The following is a 21,886-nucleotide window of genomic DNA, read 5'->3' as shown; positions in this document are numbered from 1 at the left end:
ATGGGCCTTCCGCGGGACGCTATCCCCACGCCGGAGCCCCGGTGCCTCCCCAGACGAGAGCCCGAAAATGAACGCCATGACCGCCATCGCCGCCACCCATTCCGCTGCCAGCCACTCAGTCCGCCGCGACCGCCGCCTCCAGGTTCAGGTGCCGCGCGTTGAGCGCCGTACCAGCCGCGACGAGCAGCGCGCCTCCGCCGCCCTGCAGGCCCAGCTGCGTGACGTCCGCGAACACAGCTATCTGGCCGCGCCGACCGCCCGGTTCAGGATCTGCTGAGCACATGCCCGCTTGGGGGGCCGTCGGCCGTGTGCCGCCGCTCGCCCCCCGGCCGGCCCCCGACTTACGGGACAGGACAACCGGTCCGCAACGGCGCATAGTGTCCATGCAGCGACCGGCCCCACCGGACCGGTCGCGGTCGCGCGACATGCCGGCCGCCACGCGACCTCCCCGTCCCAGGCCGGACCGAGGAGGTGTGCCATGCGCCCGTCCGCCCCGACCCCGACTGCGGATCCGTTGCCCTACGACACCTGGACGGGTGCCAGCTCAGATCCGCGCGCCCGCGTGGCGTTGAGCCCGACCGCCGTTGCCGGCTTCGACGCGCTGCTGCACGAACTCCACCCCGATGCCACGCGCGTCGAGCCCGACCGCTTGCACCGGCTGATCAACTGGCTGCTCACGCTGCCTGACGAGACCGCGCACGACGTGCTCGAGCGTCGGCTCCGGCGCATCGACGAGTTGCGGATGATGCTGCTGGATCCCGACTGGGACTCGGATCCCGCGATGGCCGCGCGCCTGGGCAAGCTGTTCGACTACATCGACCGCGACGACGATCTCATCGCCGACCACGAGCCCTTGCTGGGCCTGCTCGACGACGTGCTGCTGATCGAGCTGGCTTGGCCGGCCTTCGCCAGCGAAGCCGACGAATACCGGGACTTCAGCGCCTACCGCTCCGAGGAGCACCCCACCGGCAGCGGCGACGAACAGCGTGCCGCATGGATCCGGGACCGGCTGGCCGAAATCGCGCTGTGGCGCCACAAGCTGCGCGTCAACGACAGCCATTACGTGCATCGGGGCCACCCGGAGGATCCGTTCAAGGTGGTCTGACCGCCGTGCGGTCCCGTTGCCGGGCGATTCCTTCCCCCGGGGCCGCTTTGAGGGAGACTGCGACCCACCCAGCATGGGCGCGCAGCCACCACCCGCCCTGTCAAGGCTTGTCCGCACGGCTGGGCCTGATACCCTGCGGGTTGCACCTCCGGTTGCCGCATGTCCGCACGCTTCGCCCACCTGCACCTGCACAGCGAGTATTCGCTCGCCGACTCGACGATCCGCATCGGCGAGCTGGTGAAGCGCTGCGCGATGCTGCGCCAGCCAGCCGTGGCGCTGACCGACATCAACAACCTCTTCGCCGCGGTGAAGTTCGTCAAGGCGTGCGAAGGCGCCGGCGTCAAGCCGATCCTTGGCGCCGACATCGGCCTGGCCGACGGCAACGAAGCGCCCTCGCGGATGACCCTGCTGTGCCGCGACCGCGGCGGCTACCTCACCCTTTCGCGCCTGCTGACCCGCATGTGGATGGAAGGCCACCGCACCGACGGCGTGGCAATGCGCCCGGAATGGCTGCGCGAGGACAACGAGGGACTGTTCGCGCTGGTCGGCCGCCACAGCCTCGCCGGCCGCCTGGCCACCAGCAATCGCCACGAACTGGCCGAAGCTTGGCTGGCCGACTGGAAGGGCGAACTGGGCGATCGCCTGCACCTGGAACTGACCCGCACCGGCCGCGAGGGCGAGGAGACGTTCAACAGCTTCGCCCTGCATGCCTCCACCACGCGCGGCATCCCGGTGGTGGCCAGCAACGATGCGCGCTTCCTCGACCGCGACGGCTTCGAGGCGCACGAGGCCCGCGTGTGCATTGCCTCCGGCCGCGTGCTCGACGACCCCAAGCGTCCGCGTGACTACAGCGCCGAGCAGTACCTCAAGTCATCCGAAGAGATGGCCGAGCTGTTTGCCGACGTGCCCGACGCGACCGACAACGCCATCGCGCTGGCCACCCGCTGCAACGTCGAGATGCACCTGGGCACGTATTACCTGCCCGCGTTCCCGGTGCCGGACGACCACACCATCGACTCGTGGCTGCGCAGTTCCGCGCGCGAGGGCCTCGAGAAGCGCTTGGCCAAGCACCCGCTGGCCCCGGGCAAGACCCGCGAGGAGTACGACGCGCGCCTGGAAACCGAGCTGGACGTCATCATCAAGATGGGGTTCCCCGGTTACTTCCTGATCGTGGCGGACTTCATCAACTGGGGTAAGGAGCACGACATCCCGGTTGGCCCGGGCCGTGGTTCGGGTGCGGGCTCGCTGGTGGCGTGGGCGCTGGGCATCACCGACCTGGACCCGCTGCCGTACGACCTGCTGTTCGAGCGCTTCCTCAATCCGGAACGCGTGTCGATGCCCGACTTCGACATCGACTTCTGCATGGACCGCCGCGACGAGGTCATCGACTACGTCGCGCGCAAGTACGGCCGCGACCGCGTCAGCCAGATCATCACCTACGGCACCATGGCGGCGAAGGCGGTGGTGCGCGACAGCGGGCGCGTGCTCGGCCACCCGTACGGCATGGTGGACGGCATTGCCAAGCTGATCCCCAACACCTTGGGCATCAGCCTGGACGATGCGCTGGGCGAGAGCGAGGCGGCACGGAAGAACCCTGAGCTGGCCTCGTCCGAGCTGATCACGCGCTACCAGACCGAAGACGACGTGCGCGACCTGCTCGACCTGGCGCGCAGCCTGGAAGACCTGACGCGCAACGCCGGCAAGCACGCCGGTGGCGTGGTGATCGCGCCGTCGCCGCTGAGCGATTTCTGCCCGCTGTTCGCCGAACACGACGGCGAAGGCCGCGGCAAGAGCCCGGTTACCCAATTCGACAAGGACGACGTCGAGTCGGTCGGCCTGGTCAAGTTCGACTTCCTTGGCCTGCGCACGCTCACGATCATCGACTGGGCGGTGAAGGCGATCAACAAGCGCCGCACGGCCGCCGGCGAGGCGCCGCTGGACATCACCGCGTTGCCACTGGATGACGCGGACACCTACAAGCTGTTCGCACGCGGCGACACGGTGGCGGTGTTCCAGTTTGAATCGCGCGGCATGCGCGAGCTGCTCAAGCGCGCGATGCCCGACGTGTTCGAGGACATCATCGCGTTGGCCGCGCTTTTCCGCCCTGGCCCGCTGGGCTCGGGGATGGACAAGGAGTGGTGCGACCGCAAGCACGGGCACACCGAGGTCAGCTATCCGCACCCGTCGCTGGAACCGGTGCTGGGGCCGACCTACGGCGTCATCGTGTACCAGGAACAGGTGATGCAGATCGCGCAGGTGCTGGCCGGCTACACGCTGGGCGGCGCCGACATGCTGCGTCGCGCGATGGGCAAGAAGAAGCCCGAGGAGATGGCCAAGGAGCGCGCCAAGTTCGAGAGCGGTTGCGCCGAACGCGGCATCCCGGCCAGCCAGGCCACGCCCATCTTCGACTTGATGGAGAAGTTCGCCGAGTACGGCTTCAACAAGTCGCACTCGGCTGCGTATGCGCTGGTGGCGTACCAGACGGCGTGGCTGAAGCAGTATTACCCCGCCGAGTTCATGGCCGCGACGTGCTCGTCGGACATGGACAACACCGACAAAGTGGTGAACTTCCTCGACGAGGCGCGGGTGATGGGGCTGGACGTCCTGCCGCCGCACGTCAACGCTTCCGAATACATGTTCGAGGCGGTGGAACCACGGGTGATCCGTTACGGCATCGGTGGCGTGAAGGGCGTGGGCCAAGGGGTCTGCGAGGCCATTGTCGATGCGCGCCGCGCCGGCGGGCCGTTCAACGACCTGCTCGACTTCTGCAAGCGCGTGGACAGCTCCAAGCTCAACCGTCGCGCACTGGAGGCGCTGGTGAACGCCGGCGCACTCGATGGTTTGGCGAAGAATCGCGCCAGCCTGATGCTGCAATTGCCCGAAGTGCTCAAGGCCACCGACCAGATGGCCAAGGAAAAGGCCGCCGGCCAGGTGTCGCTGTTCGGCGGCGTGGAAACCGCGGCCCCGGCCCTGCACCTGGACCTGCCCGAAACCGACGAGATGCCGCTGGGCCAGTTGCTCGCCGGCGAGCACGCCACGCTGGGTCAGTACCTCAGTGGCCACCCGTTCGACCCGTACCGCGAGGAAGTACGCGGACTGGTGGGCCATGACCTCGCCGGGCTGGAAGCGATCTGGGCCAACCGCCCGGAGCCGGCACGCGGCAGCTGGCGCCAGGAAGTGGAGACCGTGGTCGCCGGCCAGGTCGTGGGCCTGCGCAAGAAGGGCGACAGCCAGATGTTCGTGCAGATCGAAGACGGTCGTGGCCGCGTCGAATGTGCGTTCTTTGGCGAAACGTATTCGGAGTTCGCGCAGATGCTGGTGCGCGACCGCCTGCTGGTGATCCAGGGTGGGCTGCGCGAGGACAGCTTCAGCGGCGGCTTTGCGCTGAAGGCCAACCGCTGCTGGGACTATGCTCAGGTGTGCGCGCGCCATGCCCAGCGGGTCGCCCTGCGCCTGGACCTGCGCGTGCCAGGGACGTGGCAGCGGGTCAACGCACTGCTCGACAAGCAGCGCCCCGGGCAGACGCCCTTGCGGCTCGACCTGCTGGTGCCTGGTGCGGCCGGCATGGTGGACATCAACGGCAGCCATTCGGTCCGGGTCGATGCCGACCTGGCCGGCACCCTGCGCGCCACGCCGGGTGTACGCACGGTCAAGGTGCAACTGGCCAAGCCCTGGGCCCATTGAGCCACTTGCGTCACGGTCGCTGACCAGACGCCTCGGTACGTTGCCCCCCCTTGGGCTAGACTGTCGGCTTTCCCGGCAGCCGGCCTGCCACGAGCACGGCCCACCGCATGAACCCGAACTACCTCGATTTCGAGCAGCCCATCGCCGACCTTGAATCCAAGATCAGGGAACTCCGCGATTCCGCGCACAACGGTGCCTCGGTCAACGTCGACGCCGAAGTGCACGCCCTGCAGGAGAAACTGCGCAAGCGCACCGCGCAGATCTTCCGCGACCTGTCCCCGTGGCAGGTGTCGCAGCTGTCGCGCCACCCGGCGCGCCCCTACACGATGGATTACCTGCGCCTGATCTGCGACGAGTTCCAGGAACTCGCCGGCGACCGCGCCTTCGCCAACGACAACGCCATCGTCGGCGGCCTGGCCCGCATCGGCGGGCGCAGCGTCGTGGTGGTCGGCCACGAGAAGGGCCGCGACACCAAGACCAAGATCAAGCGCAACTTCGGCATGCCCAAGCCCGAGGGCTACCGCAAGGCATTGCGCCTGATGAAGCTGGCCGAGCGCTTCAAGTTGCCGCTGCTGACCTTCATCGACACCGCTGGCGCGTGGCCGGGCATCGATGCCGAGGAGCGCGGCCAGTCGGAGGCCATCGCCCGCAACCTGCTGGAGATGGCCGAGCTCAAGATCCCGGTGATCTGCACGGTGATCGGCGAAGGTGGCTCCGGCGGTGCGCTGGCCATTGGTGTTGGCGACCGCACGGTGATGCTGGAATACAGCACCTACTCGGTGATCACGCCCGAAGGCTGCGCCTCGATCCTGTGGAAGACTGCCGAGAAGGCCAAGGATGCCGCGGAGCAGTTGGGCATGACCGCACGCCGCCTGCACTCGCTGGGCCTGGTCGACAAGGTGGTGCGCGAACCCACCGGCGGCGCGCACCGCAATCCGAAGCAGATGGCCAAGCGCCTGAAGGCCGTGCTGCTGAACGAACTTGATGCGCTGGACGATGTGCCGGTGCCGCAACTGCTGCAGCGCCGTTACGAACGCCTGCGTGGCTATGGAGCGTACGAGGCGGCCTGAGCCACCTCGCCGCCAACGGCCGATCCTCGAAAACCGCGCCCCATGGCGCGGTTTTTCGTTACCAGGCCCGCAAGTACTGCGGCGGGGTCGTCAGATCGTCCCCGAGCACGTGTGCAGCACGGCGCGGGAAGTAGGGGTCGCGCAGCAACTCGCGCCCCATCAGCACAACGTCGGCAATACCCTCGGCCACTAGCGCTTCGGCGTGTGCCGGCTCGGTGATCAGGCCGACGGCGCCGGTGGCGATGCTCGCCTCCTGTCGCAGGCGCTGCGCGAATGGCGCCTGATAGCCCGGCTCCAAGGGGATGCGCGCGTTGGGCACCAAGCCGCCACTGGACACATCCACCAGGTCCACGTCGCGCTGGCGCAGGCGTTTGGCCAACTCGATGCTCTGTTCCACATCCCAGCCTCCATCGGCCCAATCGGTGGCCGAGATGCGCACCCATAGCGGCAGTTCGACGGGCCAAGCGGCGCGCACGGCGTCTACCACCTCCAGCACCAGACGTACGCGGTTGTCGAAGCTGCCGCCGTAACCATCCTGGCGGTGGTTGGACAACGGCGACAGGAACTCGTGCAGCAGGTAGCCGTGCGCGGCATGCAGCTCAAGCAGGCGGAATCCTGCGGCGTGCGCACGCATCGCCGCTGCCACAAAATCGTTCACCACCTTGCGGATGCCAGCCTCACCCAGCGCCAACGGCACCGGGGATTGCGCGTCGAACGCGAGTGCCGAGGGGGCCACGGGGGTCCAGCCGCCCAGTTCGGCCGCCACCGGCCCATGCCCGCGCCAGGGTGCGTCGGTGCTCGCCTTGCGCCCGGCGTGCGCCAGTTGCACTGCGGGAATCGCGCCCTGTTCGACGATGAATGCGTTGATGCGCGACCACGCAGCCACCTGCGCGTCATTCCACAGTCCGGTGTCGTGCGGCGAAATCCGGCCCTCCGGCGACACCGCGGTGGCTTCCGCGATCACCACCGCGGCCCCGCCCACCGCGCGACTGCCCAGATGCACGAGGTGCCAGTCGTTGGGCACCCCCTCTTCGGCCGAGTACTGGCACATGGGCGAGACGACGATGCGGTTGCGCAACTGCAATGACCGCTGCGCCAGCGGCTCGAACAGCTTGGACAAGGGGCAGCTCCAGCAGGATGGCATGACGGGATGGGGACAGATGCCCTTGTCGGAAGCTACGGCCGCGGCCCGCTGTTTTCCACCCATGCAACCAACACCGGGCGCGTGGATGTCTGGCACCATCTCCGGATGCCCTCGCCCCTACCCCCCGCGCTGACGCCGCCGCCCGACCTGCCTGCGGCCCCGCTGTGCGTGGGATACAGCGGCGGCCTGGATTCCACGGTGCTGCTGCACCTGCTGGTGGAGCTGCCGGACATGCGAGTGCGCGGATTGCGCGCGATCCACATCCACCACGGCCTGCATCCCGATGCGGATGCCTGGACCGCGCACTGCGTCGACACCTGCGCCGCGCTGGGAGTGCCGCTGATGGTGGAACGCGTGCAGGTCGCGGCCGACTCGGGCGAAGGCCGGGAAGCGGCGGCACGCCATGCACGCCGTGCCGCATTCGTCCGCCAACTGGGTGACGACGAGGTGCTGGTGCTCGCCCACCACCAGGACGACCAGGCCGAAACCTTCCTGCTGCGCGCGCTGCGTGCCTCCGGGCCCGACGGACTGGCGGCGATGCGACGCTGGAGCCAACTCGGCCCACACCGCGTGTGGCGACCGCTGCTGGACATCCCGCGCGACGTGTTGCGCACATACGCGGTCGGCCATGGATTGCGTTGGCTGGAGGACCCCAGCAACACCGACACCACGTTCGATCGAAACTTCCTGCGCAACCGGGTCATGCCACTGCTGCGCGAGCGCTGGCCCGGTGTCGACAGCGCGTTCGCCCAATCCGCTCGCCACTGCGAGACCGCCGCCGCACTGCTGCACGAGGACGATGCACGCCATCTCGCCGATGTCGCCACCGCGGACCCTGCGGTGCTGTCGCGCACCGCGTTGCTCCACCTGCCGGTAGCCCGTCGTGCGCGCGTGCTGCGGCTATGGGCGACACGGCTGGGGCTGCCGCCTCTCCCGGCGGAAGGGGTCAGCCGGATCGAAGACGAGGTGCTGCCGGCGCGCGCCGATGCCCGCGCGATGTTCGCCTGGGACGGGATGGCGGTGCGCAGTTGGCGCGACCTGTTGCATGCCGGGCCACTGCACCCGCCACCGCCCGCCGACTGGAGCGCCCACTGGGTCGGGGATGCGCCACTGGCGCTCCCCGGCGGCGGCGCTTTGACGCTGGAAGGCGCACCGCGTTTCCAGAGCCCATTGACCGTGGGCATGCGCGCCGGAGGCGAACGCATCACGCTGCCCGGCCGCACCCACACGCATGCACTCAAGCATGTGCTGCAGGACCTCGGTGTGCCGCCGTGGGAGCGCGAACACCTGCCCCTGCTCCGCACGGCAGGCGGAGAGGTGCTGGCCGCCGGTGACCTCGTGTACTCGGCGGATTTCGATGCCTGGCTGCGACAGGCGGGGGCCCGGCTGCACTGGCAACCCGCTGTCCAGCGCACCGCGTGATTGACCGCCCGCGGGCGGGGCAGCACACTTTACCCATGGCCCGCAAAACGACTTCCGAACCCTCGCCGGTCGCCGACTTCGAGACCTCGCTGGACGAGCTCGAGCAGCTCGTCGAGAAGATGGAACACGGCGACATGAGCCTTGAGGACTCCCTTGCCGCCTACGAGCGCGGCGTGGGCCTCTACCGCCGCTGCCAGACCGCGCTGGAACAGGCGGAGTTGCGCGTGAAGCTGCTCAGCGACCCGCAGGACCCGGCCAGCGCCGAACCGTTCGCCAGCGCCCCTGATGCTTGAGGACCGCCTGATCGGTTGGCGCCATCGCGCCGACGTCGCCTTGGCGCGCGTGCTGCCTGACCCGGATGTATCCCCGCGGCGCCTGCACGCCGCCATGCGCCATGCCGTGCTGCTGGGCGGCAAGCGCATGCGTCCATTGCTGGTGCATGCCAGCGGCGCACTGTTCGGTGCCGACGAAGCCCTGCTCGACGCCCCTGCTGCGGCGGTGGAGCTGATCCATGCCTATTCGCTGGTCCACGACGACCTGCCTGCGATGGATGACGACGCGCTACGCCGCGGCCAACCCACCGTGCACGTCGCCTTCGACGAGGCCACCGCCATCCTCGCCGGCGACGCGCTGCAGTCGTTGGCCTTCGCCGTGCTGAGCGAGGCGCCCGCGTCGGATGCCGTGCGCGTGGCGCTGTTGCGCAGCCTCGCCGAAGCCGCGGGAGCCGCGGGCATGTGCGGTGGCCAAGCGCTGGACCTGGATGCGACCGGCAACGGCACGACGCTCGACGTGGCCGCGCTGGAACGGCTGCACGCCCTGAAAACCGGCGCGCTGATCCGCGCCGCGGTGCGCATGGGCGCGCTGTGCGGCGGCGCCAGCGATGCCGAGCTGGCCGCGCTCGACCGCTACGCCACCGCCCTCGGGCTGGCGTTCCAGGTGCGCGACGACATCCTCGACGTGGAAGGCGACAGCGCCACCCTCGGCAAGACGGCGGGCAAGGACGCGGCACAGGACAAGGCAACCTTCCCGGCCCTCATCGGGCTGGAGGCGTCGAAGGCGCGGCTGCAGCAGTTGGCCACCGAGATGGAAGCCGCGCTGGCCCCGTTCGGTCACCGCGCTGATGCACTGGCCGCACTGGGCCGGATGGCGATCGAACGCCAGCACTGAGCGTGCCAGACCCAGATTTCGGTGCCGTCCGCGGGCCCCACGAATCCCGCCACGCATGAAGAGAAACGGCCGCACGATGCGGCCGTTTCACGTTCCAGTGCGCCCCAACGGAGCGCCGCGTTCACTTCAGCAGGCGGATCGTCAGCGGGTAGCGGTAGCTCTCGCCGTTGTAGGCCTTGAAGGTCGCGATCACGCTGCACACCAGCCACATCACCGCGATCGCACCGATCGCCAGCAGCAGCACGATGCCGGCCGGGGCGGTCAGGATGATGCCCAGGCCCAAGGTCAGGATCGTGGCACCGACCAGCAGGAAGCCGATCAGGCCCGCTGCGCAGGCGTAGATGAACATGCTCAGGTTGAAGTTGACCGCTTCCTTGGCGTGCTCGGCGACGAATGCGGATTCATCGCGCTTGAGGATCCAGATGCCCAGCGCGCCGAGCGCGCCGGCGATGCCGGCCACCCAACTGGTCAGCAATGCCAGCGCCAGTGCGGCCAGGTGTGCGCCGGCCGCCCACAGGCGCTCGTTCTCGGTCAGGTTGACGGGGGGCGGGTTGGTGTAGGCCTCGGTCATGACGGGCTCCTTCCGGAAACGCTCCGGTCTTACCCCCGATATTGAGGCATGGGGGTGACGGTACAAGCCAACTGAAGACACCCCTGCCCGCGCTGCCCCGCTGCTTGCCTCGGCCCAAGCGGCCGGCCGCGCATGGGCGGCCCCACGGCAGCGATGGCAAATCCCCCGGCGTGAGGCGCCACCACGCTACTTCTGGATCACTCTCCCGCGACGGTCATCGCGCCGATCAGGATCGAGCCGGTGCGGATGTGCGAGCGCGGGTCGACATCGCTGCCCACGGCCTCGATCGCTCGGAACATGCGCTTGAGGTTGCCGGCCACGGTCACGCCATCCACCGGATACTGGATGCGGCCTCCTTCCACCCAGAAGCCCGAGGCGCCGCGCGAGTAATCGCCGGTGATGCTGTTGACGCCCTGCCCCATCAGTTCAGTGACGAGCAGGCCGCGGTCCATGCCCCGCACCAGGGACTCGAAATCGCCCGCATTGCTGGCAACCTGCAGGTTGTGCACGCCGCCGGCGTTGCCGGTGGTCGGCAGGCCCAGCTTGCGCGCCGAATAGGTGCCCAGGATGTAGCGCTGCAGCACACCAGCGGTGACCAGCGGCGATTCGCGCGTGGCCACGCCATCGGCGTCGAACGAGGCGGAGCGGAAGCCGCGCGGCAGGAACGGAAGCTCCTCGATCGAGAACCACTCCGGGAACAGCTGCGTGCCCACGCTGTCGAGCAGGAAGCTGGCCTTGCGGTACAGCGCGCCGCCCGACACTGCGCCCAGCAGGTGCCCAACCAGCGAACGCGCGATCTCGGCACTGAACAGCACCGGGTATTCGCCGGTGGCGACCTGGCGCGGCGCCAGACGCGCGGCGGCGCGTTCGGCGGCTTTGCGACCGATGGCGGCCACGTCCTCCAGGTCCGAAGCCGCCAGCGCGATGCTGTACCAGCCGTCGCGCTGCATGGCGTCGCCTTCGCCGGCGATCAGCGCGCACCCGACGCTGTGCTGCGTGCTGCGCTCGCGGCCGACGAAGCCATGCGAATTGGCATACACGCTCACGCTGGTGCCGGTGCCAAGCGATGCCCCATCAGAGTTGCCGATCCGCACCTCGGCATCGCGCCCGGCCTGCTCGCAGGCCAGCGCCAGGTCGATGGCCCGGTCGGCGTCGATCATCCACGGGTGCCAACTGTCGAACTCGCGCAGGTCGTTGGCCATCAATTCGGGCTCGGCCAGGCCGGCCGCGTCATCGTCCTCGGTGTGGCGGGCGATGGCGCAGGCTTGTTCGACCGTAGCCTCCAGGCTTTCCTCGCGCAGGTCCGCGGTGCTGGCACTGCCCTTGCGCTTGCCAAAATACACCGTGACGGCAATGCCACGGTCGCGGGTGGATTCGACCGTCTCAACCTCGCCCATGCGCACGTTCACGCTCAGGCCGGCGTCCTCCGAGCACGACACCTCGGCCTGGCTGGCGCCACGCCGGCGGGCGCTGGCCAGCAGGCGCTGGGACAGGTCCGCCAGCGCATCCAGGCGCATCTGGCTGTCGACATGAATGGCCGGTTCGGGGATCAGGGCGTTCAATGGCTTATCCTTGCAACGTTGATTCCGCGGGCATCGCCGGCGGAACTGGAATGACGGAAACGGCCGCGCGCCATCGCGCCCGGGCCGGAGAAAGAGGAACCAACACGATGCGCGGCATTGACCCCGAAACCGGCGAATACCTGAGCCCCAGCCGCAGCGACAACCGGCGCGAGGCGCTGGAGGTGTTGGCGCTGGGTGAGAAACTGGTGTCGCTGAGCGAAGCCCAGCTGGCCCGCCTGCCGGTGCCCGACTCGCTGCTGCCGCACATCCGCGAGTGCAAGCGCATCACCTCGCACATCGCGCACAAGCGCCAGCTGGCCTTCCTGGCCAAGCAGATGCGGCGCGAGGACGATGAAGTGCTGGATGCGCTCCGCGATGCGCTCGACGAAGACGGAGAAGCCGCGCGCCGCGAGGTGGCCGCCATGCACCGCGTGGAGAAGTGGCGTGACCGCCTGCTCGAGGACGGCGACGCCGCGCTGGCGCAACTGCTGGACGAATACCCGGGCGCCGACCGCCAGTCGCTGCGCCAACTGACGCGCAACGCCCTGGAAGAGCGCAAGCGCAACAAGCCCCCGCGCGCGTTCCGCGAGCTGTTCCGTGCGCTGCGCGAGCTGATCGTGGAGGGCAGGCACGGCGACGAGGATGCCGGCGAGACGCCGCTGTACGACATCCCGCCCGACGACAGCGACGACTGAGCGGCGGCGGATCACGCCTGCGTTCCACCCACGGTCAGCCCGTCGATCAGCAGTGACGGCTGGCCCACGCCGACGGGCACGCTCTGCCCGTCCTTGCCGCACACGCCCACGCCTTCGTCCAGCGCGAGGTCGTGGCCGATCATGCGTACCTTCTGCATGGTTTCGGGGCCGTTGCCGATCAGGGTGGCGCCCTTTACCGGCGCGGTGATCCTGCCGTCCTCGATCAGATACGCCTCGGTGGCCGAGAACACGTACTTGCCGCTGGTGATGTCCACCTGGCCGCCGCCGAAGTTGACCGCGTACAGTCCCTTCTTCACCGAGCGGATCATTTCTTCCGGGTCATGGGTGCCGGCCAGCATGTAGGTGTTGGTCATGCGCGGCATGGTCAGGTGCGCGAACGATTCGCGGCGACCGTTGCCGGTGGGTGCCATGCCCATCAGGCGCGCATTGAGCGTGTCCTGCATGTAGCCGACGAGGATGCCGTCCTCGATCAGCGTGGTGCACTGGGTGGGCGTGCCTTCATCGTCGATGTTGAGCGAGCCGCGGCGGCCCTCGAGCGTGCCGTCGTCCACGATGGTGACGCCCGGCGACGCCACGCGCTGGCCAATGCGACCGGCATAGGTGCTGGTGCCCTTGCGGTTGAAGTCACCCTCCAGGCCGTGGCCCACCGCTTCGTGCAGCAGCACGCCCGGCCAACCACTGCCCAGCACCACCGGCATCACGCCCGCCGGTGCGTCAACAGCTTCGAGGTTGACCAGCGCCTGGCGCAGCGCCTCGCGCGCCCATGCCTCCGGCTTGCCACCGCCGAGCAGTTCGGCGTAGCTGTAACGGCCGCCACCGCCGGTGTAGCCCATCTCGCGGCGCCCGTCCTGCTCCACGATCACCTGTACGTTAAGCCGAACCAGCGGGCGCACGTCGGCGGCAAGCACGCCGTCGCTGCGCGCCACTAGTACGGTGTCCACGCCGCCCGACAGGCTCACCACCACCTGCTGCACGCGCGGATCGGCGGCACGCAGCATGCGGTCGATGCGGCGCAGCGCCTCGACCTTGTCCTCGTTGCCCAGCGAATCCACCGGGTCGACACTCGGGTACAGCGCGCGACCGCCGCCCTGCACCAGTGCATGCGGCGCCTGGCTGCGACCGTCGCGCGCGATGGCCCGCGCGGACTTCGCCGCGGCGATCAGCGCCTCGCCGTTGATTTCGTCGGAGTAGGCGAAACCTGTCTTCTCGCCGCTGATCGCGCGCACGCCCACGCCCTGCTCGATGGAGTGGGCGCCGTCCTTGACGATGCCGTCCTCCACCGTCCAGCTCTCGCGGCGTGCATGCTGGAAATACAGGTCGCCAAAGTCCACGCCGGGCCCGAGCAGCGTGCCGAAGGCGCGCTCAAGGCCACCGGAATCGAGGCCTGCAGGCAGGAGGAGGCGGGATTCGGCGAGCTGGAGCGGCAGGGTCATCGGAGGGTCCGGTTGGGGGGCGCGCAACCCACTATATGCGGGCCGAAGTGGGCCGCTTCAACCGGTGCCCGCTCAGCCGCCGCCGGTCGTGGCAGCCTCTTCGGCGGGCTTGCCGGCCTGCTCGCGGATCACGTCCACCTTGGGTTCCTTCCAGGGGCCCGTCACGCGATAAGTCTTGGCGGTCATTTCGCCCAGCGGTTTCTGCAGCACCGCATTGGCGGCCGCGCCGATCGCCGCGCCCACGGGCCCGCCTGCAATGGCCCCCACGGCGGTCAACAGATTGCCGGCCTTGGGGTGCACTTCGATGGTCTGGTTGAAGGTCTGCGCACGCAGATTGGTGGTGCCGCGGATTGCAATGCTCGCCGCCGGGCCATCGATACCCAGGTCACCACTGCGCGCGATGCCATTGGCGAACTGGACGGTGCCACCGGCACGATCGAACGCGAACCCCTTGGAGAAGAAATCACGGAAATCGAGCGTCAAGCGTCGCGGCAACTGCGCAAGACTGAGCAGACCCAGCACGCGGCCGGCGCCGGGCTCGACCTCCAGCAGCTGGCCACCGCGCACGTCGAGGGTCAGCTGGCCCTCCAGGCTCGACAGTGCGAAGCCGGCGGGGCTGCCGGGCCAGAGTGCGTCGAAATGCGCGCTGCCTTTGCCGCCGGACAACTGCCCGCGCATGCCGAAGCCGTCCAGCAATGCGCCTACGTTGTCGCTGGCGATGCGGATGTCCATCTGCGTGCGCTCGGCGGCGCCCATCCCGGACCATTCACCCTTGAGGTCGATGCGCTGGCCGGCCGCATGCGCCTGCACCTGCTCGAAACGCATGCCACGCCCGGTGGGGCGGGTGCGCACGGCGGCCTGGCCCAGCCTGGCCTCGGCCACGCGCAGGTCGTCGATGTCGAATACCAGAGGCGGAATGTTGGCGGGGTTGATCGGATCGCTGCCGCCGGTCGCCGCGCTCGGCGCACCGGACGCAGCCGCGCTGGCGGATGCCGATGCGCTGGTTACGGCCGCTGGCGACGACGGCGTGGAGATCACTTCCGCCGCGCGCCAATGTGCGTGCTCGAAATGGCCCGCAATCGTCGCGCTGCTGCTGGACGGTACCAGCAGCGCGCCCTGCAATGAGCGTCCCTCGGCGCGTACCGCAATGGCGCCATCGGCTGCGGGCGCGACGACGACATGCGTGTCCGGGAACACACCGCCCAGCAATTGCAGGCGTGCCGCCGTCACGTCGATGCGCTGCAGCGGGAAACCACCGCCACTGTCGGTACCGCCACGGGCGATGGCCACCCAGTCGATGGCATCCAGTCGGTCGGTACGACCACCCACCACCAGTCCGTTGGCAGGTGGCTCGGCGTCGGGCAAGCCGCCGCCAAGCTGCACCCGCACGCCGGTGCGTCCGTTCTGTGCGCGCGCGCGCAACGCCGCCTTTGTCCCCATCACCACGCGCACTTCGCCGGTTCCCAACGGCAACGGCGCTTCGATGGTGGTGGCCAGCGTTTCGCCCGCCGGTTTGCGCAGCGGCTCGGGCAAGGTGATCGCCGTGCCTTGCAGCTGCGAGGCCAATTGCAGGTGCGTGGCCGCGGACCGGCCATTTCGCGCGGGTTGGACCGCCACGCCGATGGTCCAGGGCGAACGCCCGTGCATGTACGGTTTCAGCCACCCCAGGTCAGGCGCCTGGTCCAACAGCGCGCTGGCCGCCAGCGTGGCATCCAGTGCAGCCTCGAACACGTTGGCGCGGTCCAGCACGTAGCCCTCGCCCACGCGCAACGACAGGTGTCCCGGCAGACCCTCGTGGCGCACCGCCAACCGCTCCGCCTCGAAGCCCTTCAGTGAGTACCGCGCCGCACCGTTGACCTGATCGAATGCCAGGTTCCAGCGCGAATCCGCGAGGCGCGCGCCCTTCAACCGGACCGCGCCCTCAACGCTTGTCTCACGCGCATGGCCCAGCGGCAGCACCAGCTTGAAATCCAACTCGGCAGGACCACTCGCTGAGATCTTGGCGAAGGTATCCGGGTCCAGTTTCTGCAGCGGGCTAACGCGCAGCACTTCCAGCATCCGCCCGGCGTCGCCCGCGCCATTGGCACTCACTTCCAACTGGCCGTCGTGGTAGCTGTCGATGCCGGCGTGCAGGCGCTGTATGGCGACCTCGCCGACGCGGCCGACACCATCCACGGTGAACCCGTTGCCGATGAAGCTCGCATCGGCCTCCACGCCCTCGGCCGCAGGCCAGTCAGGCTGGAACTTCAGCACGCCATTGGTGATGTGCGCATTGGCTTCGAAGCGGCCGTTCTGGCGGTCGAAGGGCCACTCGTCCAGGTCGCCGGAGACCACGGCGCGCCCGTTGCTCAACTGGCCCGAGACCAGCGCCATGTCCAGCCACTCCACCACAGGCTTGGGCATCAGGTAGTGGACCCAGAACCCCTTGGCCGCCGGCAGCGTGGCTTCCTCGATATCGGCGGCGATGTCGATCCACGGCCGCGTGCCATCACCCTGCCACCACAGGCCACCGCGCGCGGTGGCGGCATAGCCTTTGCCGTCCACGCGCAACGCCGGCGTGCCGATGCGCCAGCCCTTGCCCTCGCGCCAACCGCCAATGCGGCCATCGAGCTTGACGTCATGCACCACGCCAAAGCCCGCGGGCCAGTTGAAGCGCAACGCCGTACCCGGATCCAGCTGCACGTCGAAGCCGTCAGCATCGCCGTTGAACGCACCCGCCAACCCGTCCAACCCCGGCGTGTTGCCCACGGGATCGAAGCCCACCGAATCGATCCGTGCACGCGCGTGCACGGGGCCGCCGCGTCGGCCCGCGATCTCGATGCGCTGCAACGCCGCTCGCGGCTTGGATGCCAACAACCAGCGCCGCAGGCCCGGCGACACGCGATCGCTCAGCGCCAGCGCCTGCAGCAACGGGGCGGCGTCCAGGCGATCAGCCACGATGGCGTATTGCTGACCGCCTGCCAGCAATAGTCCGTCCAGCGTCTGCTGGGAATCCCCCGAGCCGATGCGCAATGTCGGCGCATCCACTCGCCAGCCGCCACGCACCAAGCGCCAGCGCGCCTTCGCCTGCAGTGCGTCGAAGACCACGTTCGACCTAGTGCGCGCACCGCCCTCGCCGTCCAGCGCCGCGCCACGCAGGCGCACGTCCTCCAGTTGTGCATCGGCAGTCACCAGCACGATGCGATGTCCGCGCAGTTCGCCCCAGGCTTCGGCACGCCCATGGCCTGCCTCAGCCTCAACGCCGGACACTCGCAACAACGATGACCAAGCCGCCAGGTCGGCCTCGCGCGCGCCCGCATACACACGACCATCGCCGCGCTTGCGGTTGAAATCGAGCATGCCGTGGAGTGGCGTCGCGCCCAACCTGGGCCAGATGCGCGCACCCACGCGTACGCGTTCACCGTTGACCTGCAAGCGCAGGTTGATGCGCGGAATGCGCGCGTCGATGCCATACGCCGGGGCGATCACCGCCAGCTTGCCGCCGATCACCTGCAACTCGCCCAGACCTTCCAATGCCGCAAACGGATCGCCACCCGTCTGCTGCTGGCCCGGCAGGCCACGCACCTGCCAACGACCATCCGCCGAGCGTTCCAGCGTCAGGTCGATGCCGCGCAACCGCAGCTCGGAGAACGCACGTCCCGGCAACATGCCGGCATACAGCGACACCAGCATCTCGGTATCGCCCACCAGGAACGACTGCGCACCCTCGCCCACCCGCAGGTTGTCCAGCTTGAGCAGCGGACCGCGGCGGGTCCACGCGGTTTCCACTTTGTCGAAGCGGATCGGCCGCCCGGCGCGTTCGCTGAGCCACTCGGCCACGCGGTCAGGATTGCGCTCGGCCATCGGCAGCACCTGGCTGGCGACGGACAGCAACAACGCCACCAGCACCAGCGCGATCGCGACGGTGTAGCCAAGGCCCCGGCGGGCCAGGCGCAGGCGGCGGCGCAACGGCGTGGGCATCAGCCGGCCCTGCGGACGTCAGAGCAGCACGACATCGAACTGCTCCTGCGCGTATTGCTCGTCGGCCTGGAACCGGATCGACTTGCCGAGGAATTCTTCCAGCTCGGCCACCGCCGCAGACTCCTCGTCGGTGATGCGGGCCACCACCTTGGGCGAGGCAATGACGAGCAGTCTTTGGGCATCGAACTGGCGCACCTGGCGCACGATGTCGCGGAAGATCTCGTAGGTCACCGTTTCCGGCGTCTTCAGCGTGCCGCGGCCGCCGCACTCGTGGCACGGTTCGCTGAGCTGGCGCTGCAGGCTCTCGGTGGTGCGCTTGCGCGTCATCTCAACAAGGCCCAACGGCGAGAAGTCGTAGACCGTGGTCTTGGCGTGGTCGCGGGCCAGCGCCTTCTCCAGCTGGCGCAGCACCTGGCGCTTGTGCTCGGCATCGGTCATGTCGATGAAGTCGATGATGATGATGCCGCCCAGGTTGCGCAGGCGCAGCTGGCGCGCCACCGACTGCGCTGCCTCCAGGTTGGTGCGGTACACCGTCTCCTCGAGGTTCCGCTGGCCAAGGAACGAGCCGGTGTTGATGTCCACCGTGGTCATCGCCTCGGTCTGGTCGATCACCAGGTAGCCGCCGGATTTGAGTGGCACCTGCTTGTCCAGCGCGCGCTGGATCTCATCCTCGACGCCATACAGGTCGAAAATCGGACGCTCACCGGTGTAATGCTCGATCTTTTCCGCCAGCCCGGGCATGTAGGCGGCAGCGAAACTGCGCAGGCGCTCGCAGGTCTCGCGCGAGTCCACCTTCACCTTTTCCACGTCGCGGCGCATCAGGTCGCGCACCGCGCGCAGCGGCAGGCTGAGATCCTCGTACACGCGCTCGCCCAAACGCGATGACGTCGACTTCTCCTCGATCAGCGCCCATGCGCGGTTGAGGTACGCGATGTCCTCGGCGATGGCCTCCTCGGGCTGGCCCTCGGCATTGGTGCGCACGATGTAGCCGTGCATCGCATCCGCTGGCGCCATGGCGGTGACATGCGACTTCAGCCGCATGCGCTCGGCCTCGTCCTCGATGCGCGCCGACACGCCCACCACGCGGGTACGCGGCAACAGCACCAGGTAGCGCGAGGGAATGCTGAGCTGGGTGGTCAGCCGCGCGCCCTTGGTGCCGATGGGGTCCTTGACCACCTGCACCACGATCTCCTGGCCTTCGCGCAACAGCTCGGTGATCGGGCGGTTCGGGGTGGGGGGCAGCGGGGCCTCATCGCCGGTCTCGGCGGCAATCTGCGCCGGTTTGACGATGTCGCCGGCGTGCAGGAACGCGGCACGCTCCAGCCCGATATCGACGAAGGCAGCCTGCATGCCGGGCATGACCCGCTGCACCTTGCCCTTGTAGATGTTGCCCACCACGCCGCGCGACCAGCCGCGTTCGATGTGCAGTTCCTGCAGCATGCCGTTCTCGACGACGGCGACGCGGGTCTCGCGCGGGGTGACGTTGACCAGGATCTCTTCGGACATGCCCGCGCCTCAGGCCTGGGCCGCGGCCGGCACCGCCGGCATGCGCGGGCAATCGATGCCGAACTCGCGCAGCAGGCGCGCGGTATCGTGCAGGGGCAGCCCCATCACCCCGGAATAGCTGCCGGACAGGTGGCTGATGAAGGCCTCGCCCCCGCCCTGGATGGCATAGGCGCCGGCCTTGCCGAACGGCTCGCCGGTGGCCACGTAGGCGGCGATGTATGCCTCGGCCAGTGGCGCGAACGTCACTTCCGACACGGATGTGGCCTGCGCCTCGCGCCCCGCGCTCACCAGCGACACCACCGAAATAACCTGGTGGGTGCGCCCGGACAGGCGGCGCAGCATGGCGGCGGCATCGTCCGCGTCGCGCGGCTTGCCGAAGACCTCGTCGTCCAACACGACCTCGGTGTCGGCGCCCAGCACCACGGCCCCCGGGGTGCCCACGACCTTCAGCAGGCCGGCTCCCGCTTTCTCGCGGGCCACGCGGCGCACGTAGTCTTCGGCCGGTTCGCCAGGCTGGCGCTGCTCGGGGATGTCGAGGTCGAGCACGCCGAAGTCCAGGCCGAGGCGGCCCAGCAGTTCGCGGCGACGGGGGGATTGGGAGGCAAGATGGAGCATGCTGCAAGGATAGCCTGCCCATCGTGTTCCCAGCCCTTCGCCAACTGAACCGATGGGCGACGGGCGTTCCAATACCGGTGTCAGGTCACGTCATCCAATGGCAACCTTGGCTTAACGTCGCCCCCGGTCGGCAACCCCGGAACGGCTCACGGGCCGTTAACCGCTTGCGCAAGACCCTCCCCACATCCACAAATGGAGTTGAACATGATCCGAACCCCCTTCCGGTCGACCCTGCGCCCCCTGGCGCTGGCCGCGGCCCTTGCCCTGGGAGCCACCGCAACCATGACCGCCTCCGCGCAGAATGCGCCGCACATGATGACCACCGATGGCACCCTGCTGTCGGTGTCCGCGCAGGCCGAGGCCAAGCGCGTACCGGACATCGCCACGGTGTCGACCGGCGTGGTGACCCAGGCCGCCGACGCCAACAGCGCCATGCGCGCCAACGCCGAGCAGATGGCCAAGGTCATCGCCGCGATCAAGGCCGCCGGCGTGGCCGAGCGCGACATCCAGACCAGCGGCATCAGCCTCGGGCCGCAGTACCACTACACGCCCGACAAGCCGCCGGTGATCACCGGCTACCAGGCCACCAACACCGTGACCATCACCGCGCGCGACATCAGCAAGCTGGGCAAGCTGCTGGATGCCCTGGTGGCGACCGGCGCCAACCAGGTCTACGGCCCCAACTTCGACGTGGACGACAAGGAGTCGGCCTACGACGAAGCGCGCCGCAACGCCATCAAGAAGGCACAGCAGCGCGCGGAGATGTACGCCAAGACGCTGGGCATGCGCGTTCGCCGCATCGTCAGCATCAGCGAGGGCGGCGGCATGGGCCGGCCGGGTCCGATCCCGATGATGGCCATGGCTCGCGCCGAAAAGGCCGCCGACACCCAGGTCGAACCGGGCGAGACCACGCTTTCGGTCAACCTCGACGTGGTGTTCGAACTCGGCCGCTGAGTTCGCCGCGTTTTGCGCAACGACAGGCCCGCTTCGTGCGGGCCTGTCGCGTTTTGTGCCCCCGCGAATGCCGTCCATCACCTCACGGCCGCCGCTCTTCCGCCAGCCATCATCCGTTCAGGTCCGCGCGAGCAGCGTCGAATGCAGGGCGCCATGCATGGCGTAACCCCGCCCGCGGCGTCCAGGCGTTGTGTTCTGTGCAGACCAACCAGGAGGTGGACCATGGTGTACGCGAATGCTTCCCACGCTGTAGCGGCCCACGCAGCCCCGCGCCATCGGCTCGATGGCACGCGCATCACGGCCGGTGCCGGCGCGATCGCCGCCAATGCCGCCATCCTGCTGTTGATGCTCGCGCCCGTGGCGATACCGGAACTGCGCCCGCAACTGATCCGGATGCCGGACGTCGTCTGGATTCCGCGGGAACGGACGACGCCTCCACCGATCCAGGTGCCGGTCAGACCTGTCCAGGCCCAGGTGCGCCCCACCCCGGCCGCACGACCGACACCCGTCGACCCGCCGCCGACACAATCGCGGCCGATGGAAGGCGATGCCAACGTACCGCCGCAGGCCGAGACCGGCACCACCGACAACCTGAGCCCGGGCGGCGACGGCGAAATCGGCGGACAGGACGAGGTGCTGACCGGCACGGTGCTGCAGTACGCCAGTGCGCCGCCGCCTGGCTATCCCCGCGAGGCGCTGCGCAATGGCCTGACAGGGATCGTGGTGCTGGAAGTGCTGGTCGGCGTCGACGGCCGCCCGCTGCAGGCCGAAGTGGTGACCAGCAGCGGCCACCGGGTACTGGACCTTGCGGCGCGGCGGCAGGTGTTGGCCCGCTGGATGTTCAAACCCGCGGTGCAGGCGGGAGTGCCGGTGCAGGCGATTGGCCGCGTGCCGGTAGAGTTCCGGCTGGACCGTTGAGTCATGCATGGCGGGCGGCTCCGGCCGCCCGCCGCGTTCCTCGCCTCGCGCCACCTCAC

At 68.9% G+C, this 21,886-nt stretch carries 17 protein-coding genes; 10 read left to right on the top strand and 7 right to left on the bottom strand.

Annotation, left to right across the window (positions count from 1 at the left end; genetic code table 11):
- The first annotated feature begins 67 nt into the window (after positions 1 to 67).
- The 4 genes from N800_RS01870 to N800_RS01855 all read left to right on the top strand — a co-directional run bounded on the left by N800_RS01870 (position 68) and on the right by N800_RS01855 (position 5,859).
- The gene (locus N800_RS01870) at positions 68 to 277 is read left to right on the top strand and encodes a hypothetical protein (RefSeq protein WP_198032442.1); all 210 of its coding nucleotides are present in this window, start codon (positions 68 to 70) and stop codon (positions 275 to 277) included.
- A gap of 201 nt (positions 278 to 478) precedes the next feature.
- Positions 479 to 1,105 (top strand): hypothetical protein, encoded by a 627-nt coding sequence (locus N800_RS01865; RefSeq protein ID WP_156962832.1) that lies wholly within the window; start codon positions 479 to 481, stop codon positions 1,103 to 1,105.
- Positions 1,106 to 1,264: 159 nt separating this feature from the next.
- On the top strand, positions 1,265 to 4,789 hold the full coding sequence (dnaE, locus tag N800_RS01860) for a DNA polymerase III subunit alpha (protein ID WP_036134135.1): 3,525 nt from the start codon (positions 1,265 to 1,267) through the stop codon (positions 4,787 to 4,789).
- Positions 4,790 to 4,896: 107 nt separating this feature from the next.
- A complete protein-coding gene (locus N800_RS01855) occupies positions 4,897 to 5,859 on the top strand; it encodes an acetyl-CoA carboxylase carboxyltransferase subunit alpha (RefSeq protein WP_036134133.1) in 963 nt (320 codons plus the stop codon).
- A gap of 58 nt (positions 5,860 to 5,917) precedes the next feature.
- Here N800_RS01855 and N800_RS01850 read toward each other — a convergent pair whose 3' ends face one another.
- Positions 5,918 to 7,003, bottom strand: coding sequence for an NADH:flavin oxidoreductase/NADH oxidase (locus N800_RS01850; RefSeq protein WP_036134132.1), 1,086 nt, complete (start codon positions 7,001 to 7,003; stop codon positions 5,918 to 5,920).
- A gap of 105 nt (positions 7,004 to 7,108) precedes the next feature.
- Here N800_RS01850 and tilS point away from each other — a divergent pair, with 105 nt between their 5' ends.
- From tilS to ispA, 3 genes are read left to right on the top strand one after another with little or no spacing between them, the layout of a single operon-like run.
- A complete protein-coding gene (gene tilS / locus N800_RS01845; RefSeq protein WP_052107823.1) occupies positions 7,109 to 8,425 on the top strand; it encodes a tRNA lysidine(34) synthetase TilS in 1,317 nt (438 codons plus the stop codon).
- A gap of 35 nt (positions 8,426 to 8,460) precedes the next feature.
- Complete coding sequence (locus N800_RS01840; RefSeq protein WP_036134130.1) at positions 8,461 to 8,718, top strand: exodeoxyribonuclease VII small subunit; 258 nt, start codon at positions 8,461 to 8,463, stop codon at positions 8,716 to 8,718.
- Positions 8,711 to 9,592 carry a (2E,6E)-farnesyl diphosphate synthase gene (gene ispA, locus N800_RS01835; protein ID WP_036134128.1) on the top strand — a complete coding sequence of 294 codons (882 nt, stop codon included), beginning with the start codon at positions 8,711 to 8,713 and terminating at the stop codon, positions 9,590 to 9,592. Before N800_RS01840 ends, ispA begins: the two co-directional genes overlap by 8 nt.
- Positions 9,593 to 9,713: 121 nt before the next feature.
- Here ispA and N800_RS01830 read toward each other — a convergent pair whose 3' ends face one another.
- Positions 9,714 to 10,163 carry a DUF4870 domain-containing protein gene (locus N800_RS01830; protein ID WP_036134126.1) on the bottom strand — a complete coding sequence of 150 codons (450 nt, stop codon included), beginning with the start codon at positions 10,161 to 10,163 and terminating at the stop codon, positions 9,714 to 9,716.
- A gap of 197 nt (positions 10,164 to 10,360) precedes the next feature.
- The gene (gene pmbA, locus N800_RS01825; protein WP_036134124.1) at positions 10,361 to 11,725 is read right to left on the bottom strand and encodes a metalloprotease PmbA; all 1,365 of its coding nucleotides are present in this window, start codon (positions 11,723 to 11,725) and stop codon (positions 10,361 to 10,363) included.
- A 107-nt stretch (positions 11,726 to 11,832) separates the two neighbouring features.
- On the opposite strand from pmbA, the gene yjgA reads away from it, so the two are divergent.
- On the top strand, positions 11,833 to 12,420 hold the full coding sequence (gene yjgA / locus N800_RS01820) for a ribosome biogenesis factor YjgA (RefSeq protein ID WP_036134122.1): 588 nt from the start codon (positions 11,833 to 11,835) through the stop codon (positions 12,418 to 12,420).
- An 11-nt stretch (positions 12,421 to 12,431) separates the two neighbouring features.
- On the opposite strand, the gene tldD is transcribed toward yjgA, so the two are convergent.
- From tldD to N800_RS01800, 4 genes are all read right to left on the bottom strand, one after another.
- Positions 12,432 to 13,874: a metalloprotease TldD gene (gene tldD, locus N800_RS01815; protein WP_036134120.1), complete on the bottom strand. Its 1,443-nt coding sequence runs from the start codon at positions 13,872 to 13,874 to the stop codon at positions 12,432 to 12,434.
- A 72-nt stretch (positions 13,875 to 13,946) separates the two neighbouring features.
- Entirely contained in the window at positions 13,947 to 17,834 is a 3,888-nt protein-coding gene (locus tag N800_RS01810) for a YhdP family protein (protein ID WP_036134118.1), read from the bottom strand.
- An 18-nt stretch (positions 17,835 to 17,852) separates the two neighbouring features.
- Positions 17,853 to 19,340 carry a ribonuclease G gene (gene rng, locus N800_RS01805; protein ID WP_036134116.1) on the bottom strand — a complete coding sequence of 496 codons (1,488 nt, stop codon included), beginning with the start codon at positions 19,338 to 19,340 and terminating at the stop codon, positions 17,853 to 17,855.
- Positions 19,341 to 19,349: 9 nt separating this feature from the next.
- Positions 19,350 to 19,955, bottom strand: a complete 606-nt coding sequence (locus N800_RS01800) for a Maf family protein (RefSeq protein WP_052107806.1) — start codon at positions 19,953 to 19,955, stop codon at positions 19,350 to 19,352.
- A gap of 204 nt (positions 19,956 to 20,159) precedes the next feature.
- On the opposite strand from N800_RS01800, the gene N800_RS01795 reads away from it, so the two are divergent.
- Both N800_RS01795 and N800_RS01790 read left to right on the top strand, forming a co-directional pair.
- Positions 20,160 to 20,909 (top strand): SIMPL domain-containing protein, encoded by a 750-nt coding sequence (locus N800_RS01795; protein ID WP_036134310.1) that lies wholly within the window; start codon positions 20,160 to 20,162, stop codon positions 20,907 to 20,909.
- Between the two features lie 222 nt (positions 20,910 to 21,131).
- Positions 21,132 to 21,827, top strand: coding sequence for an energy transducer TonB (locus N800_RS01790; RefSeq protein WP_052107805.1), 696 nt, complete (start codon positions 21,132 to 21,134; stop codon positions 21,825 to 21,827).
- Positions 21,828 to 21,886: the final 59 nt, after the last annotated feature.

The organism is Lysobacter daejeonensis GH1-9, from assembly GCF_000768355.1.
GTDB lineage: Bacteria > Pseudomonadota > Gammaproteobacteria > Xanthomonadales > Xanthomonadaceae > Aerolutibacter > Aerolutibacter daejeonensis.
Note: the sequence above shows the minus strand (reverse complement) of the source record. Positions and strands in the feature narration are given on the sequence as shown.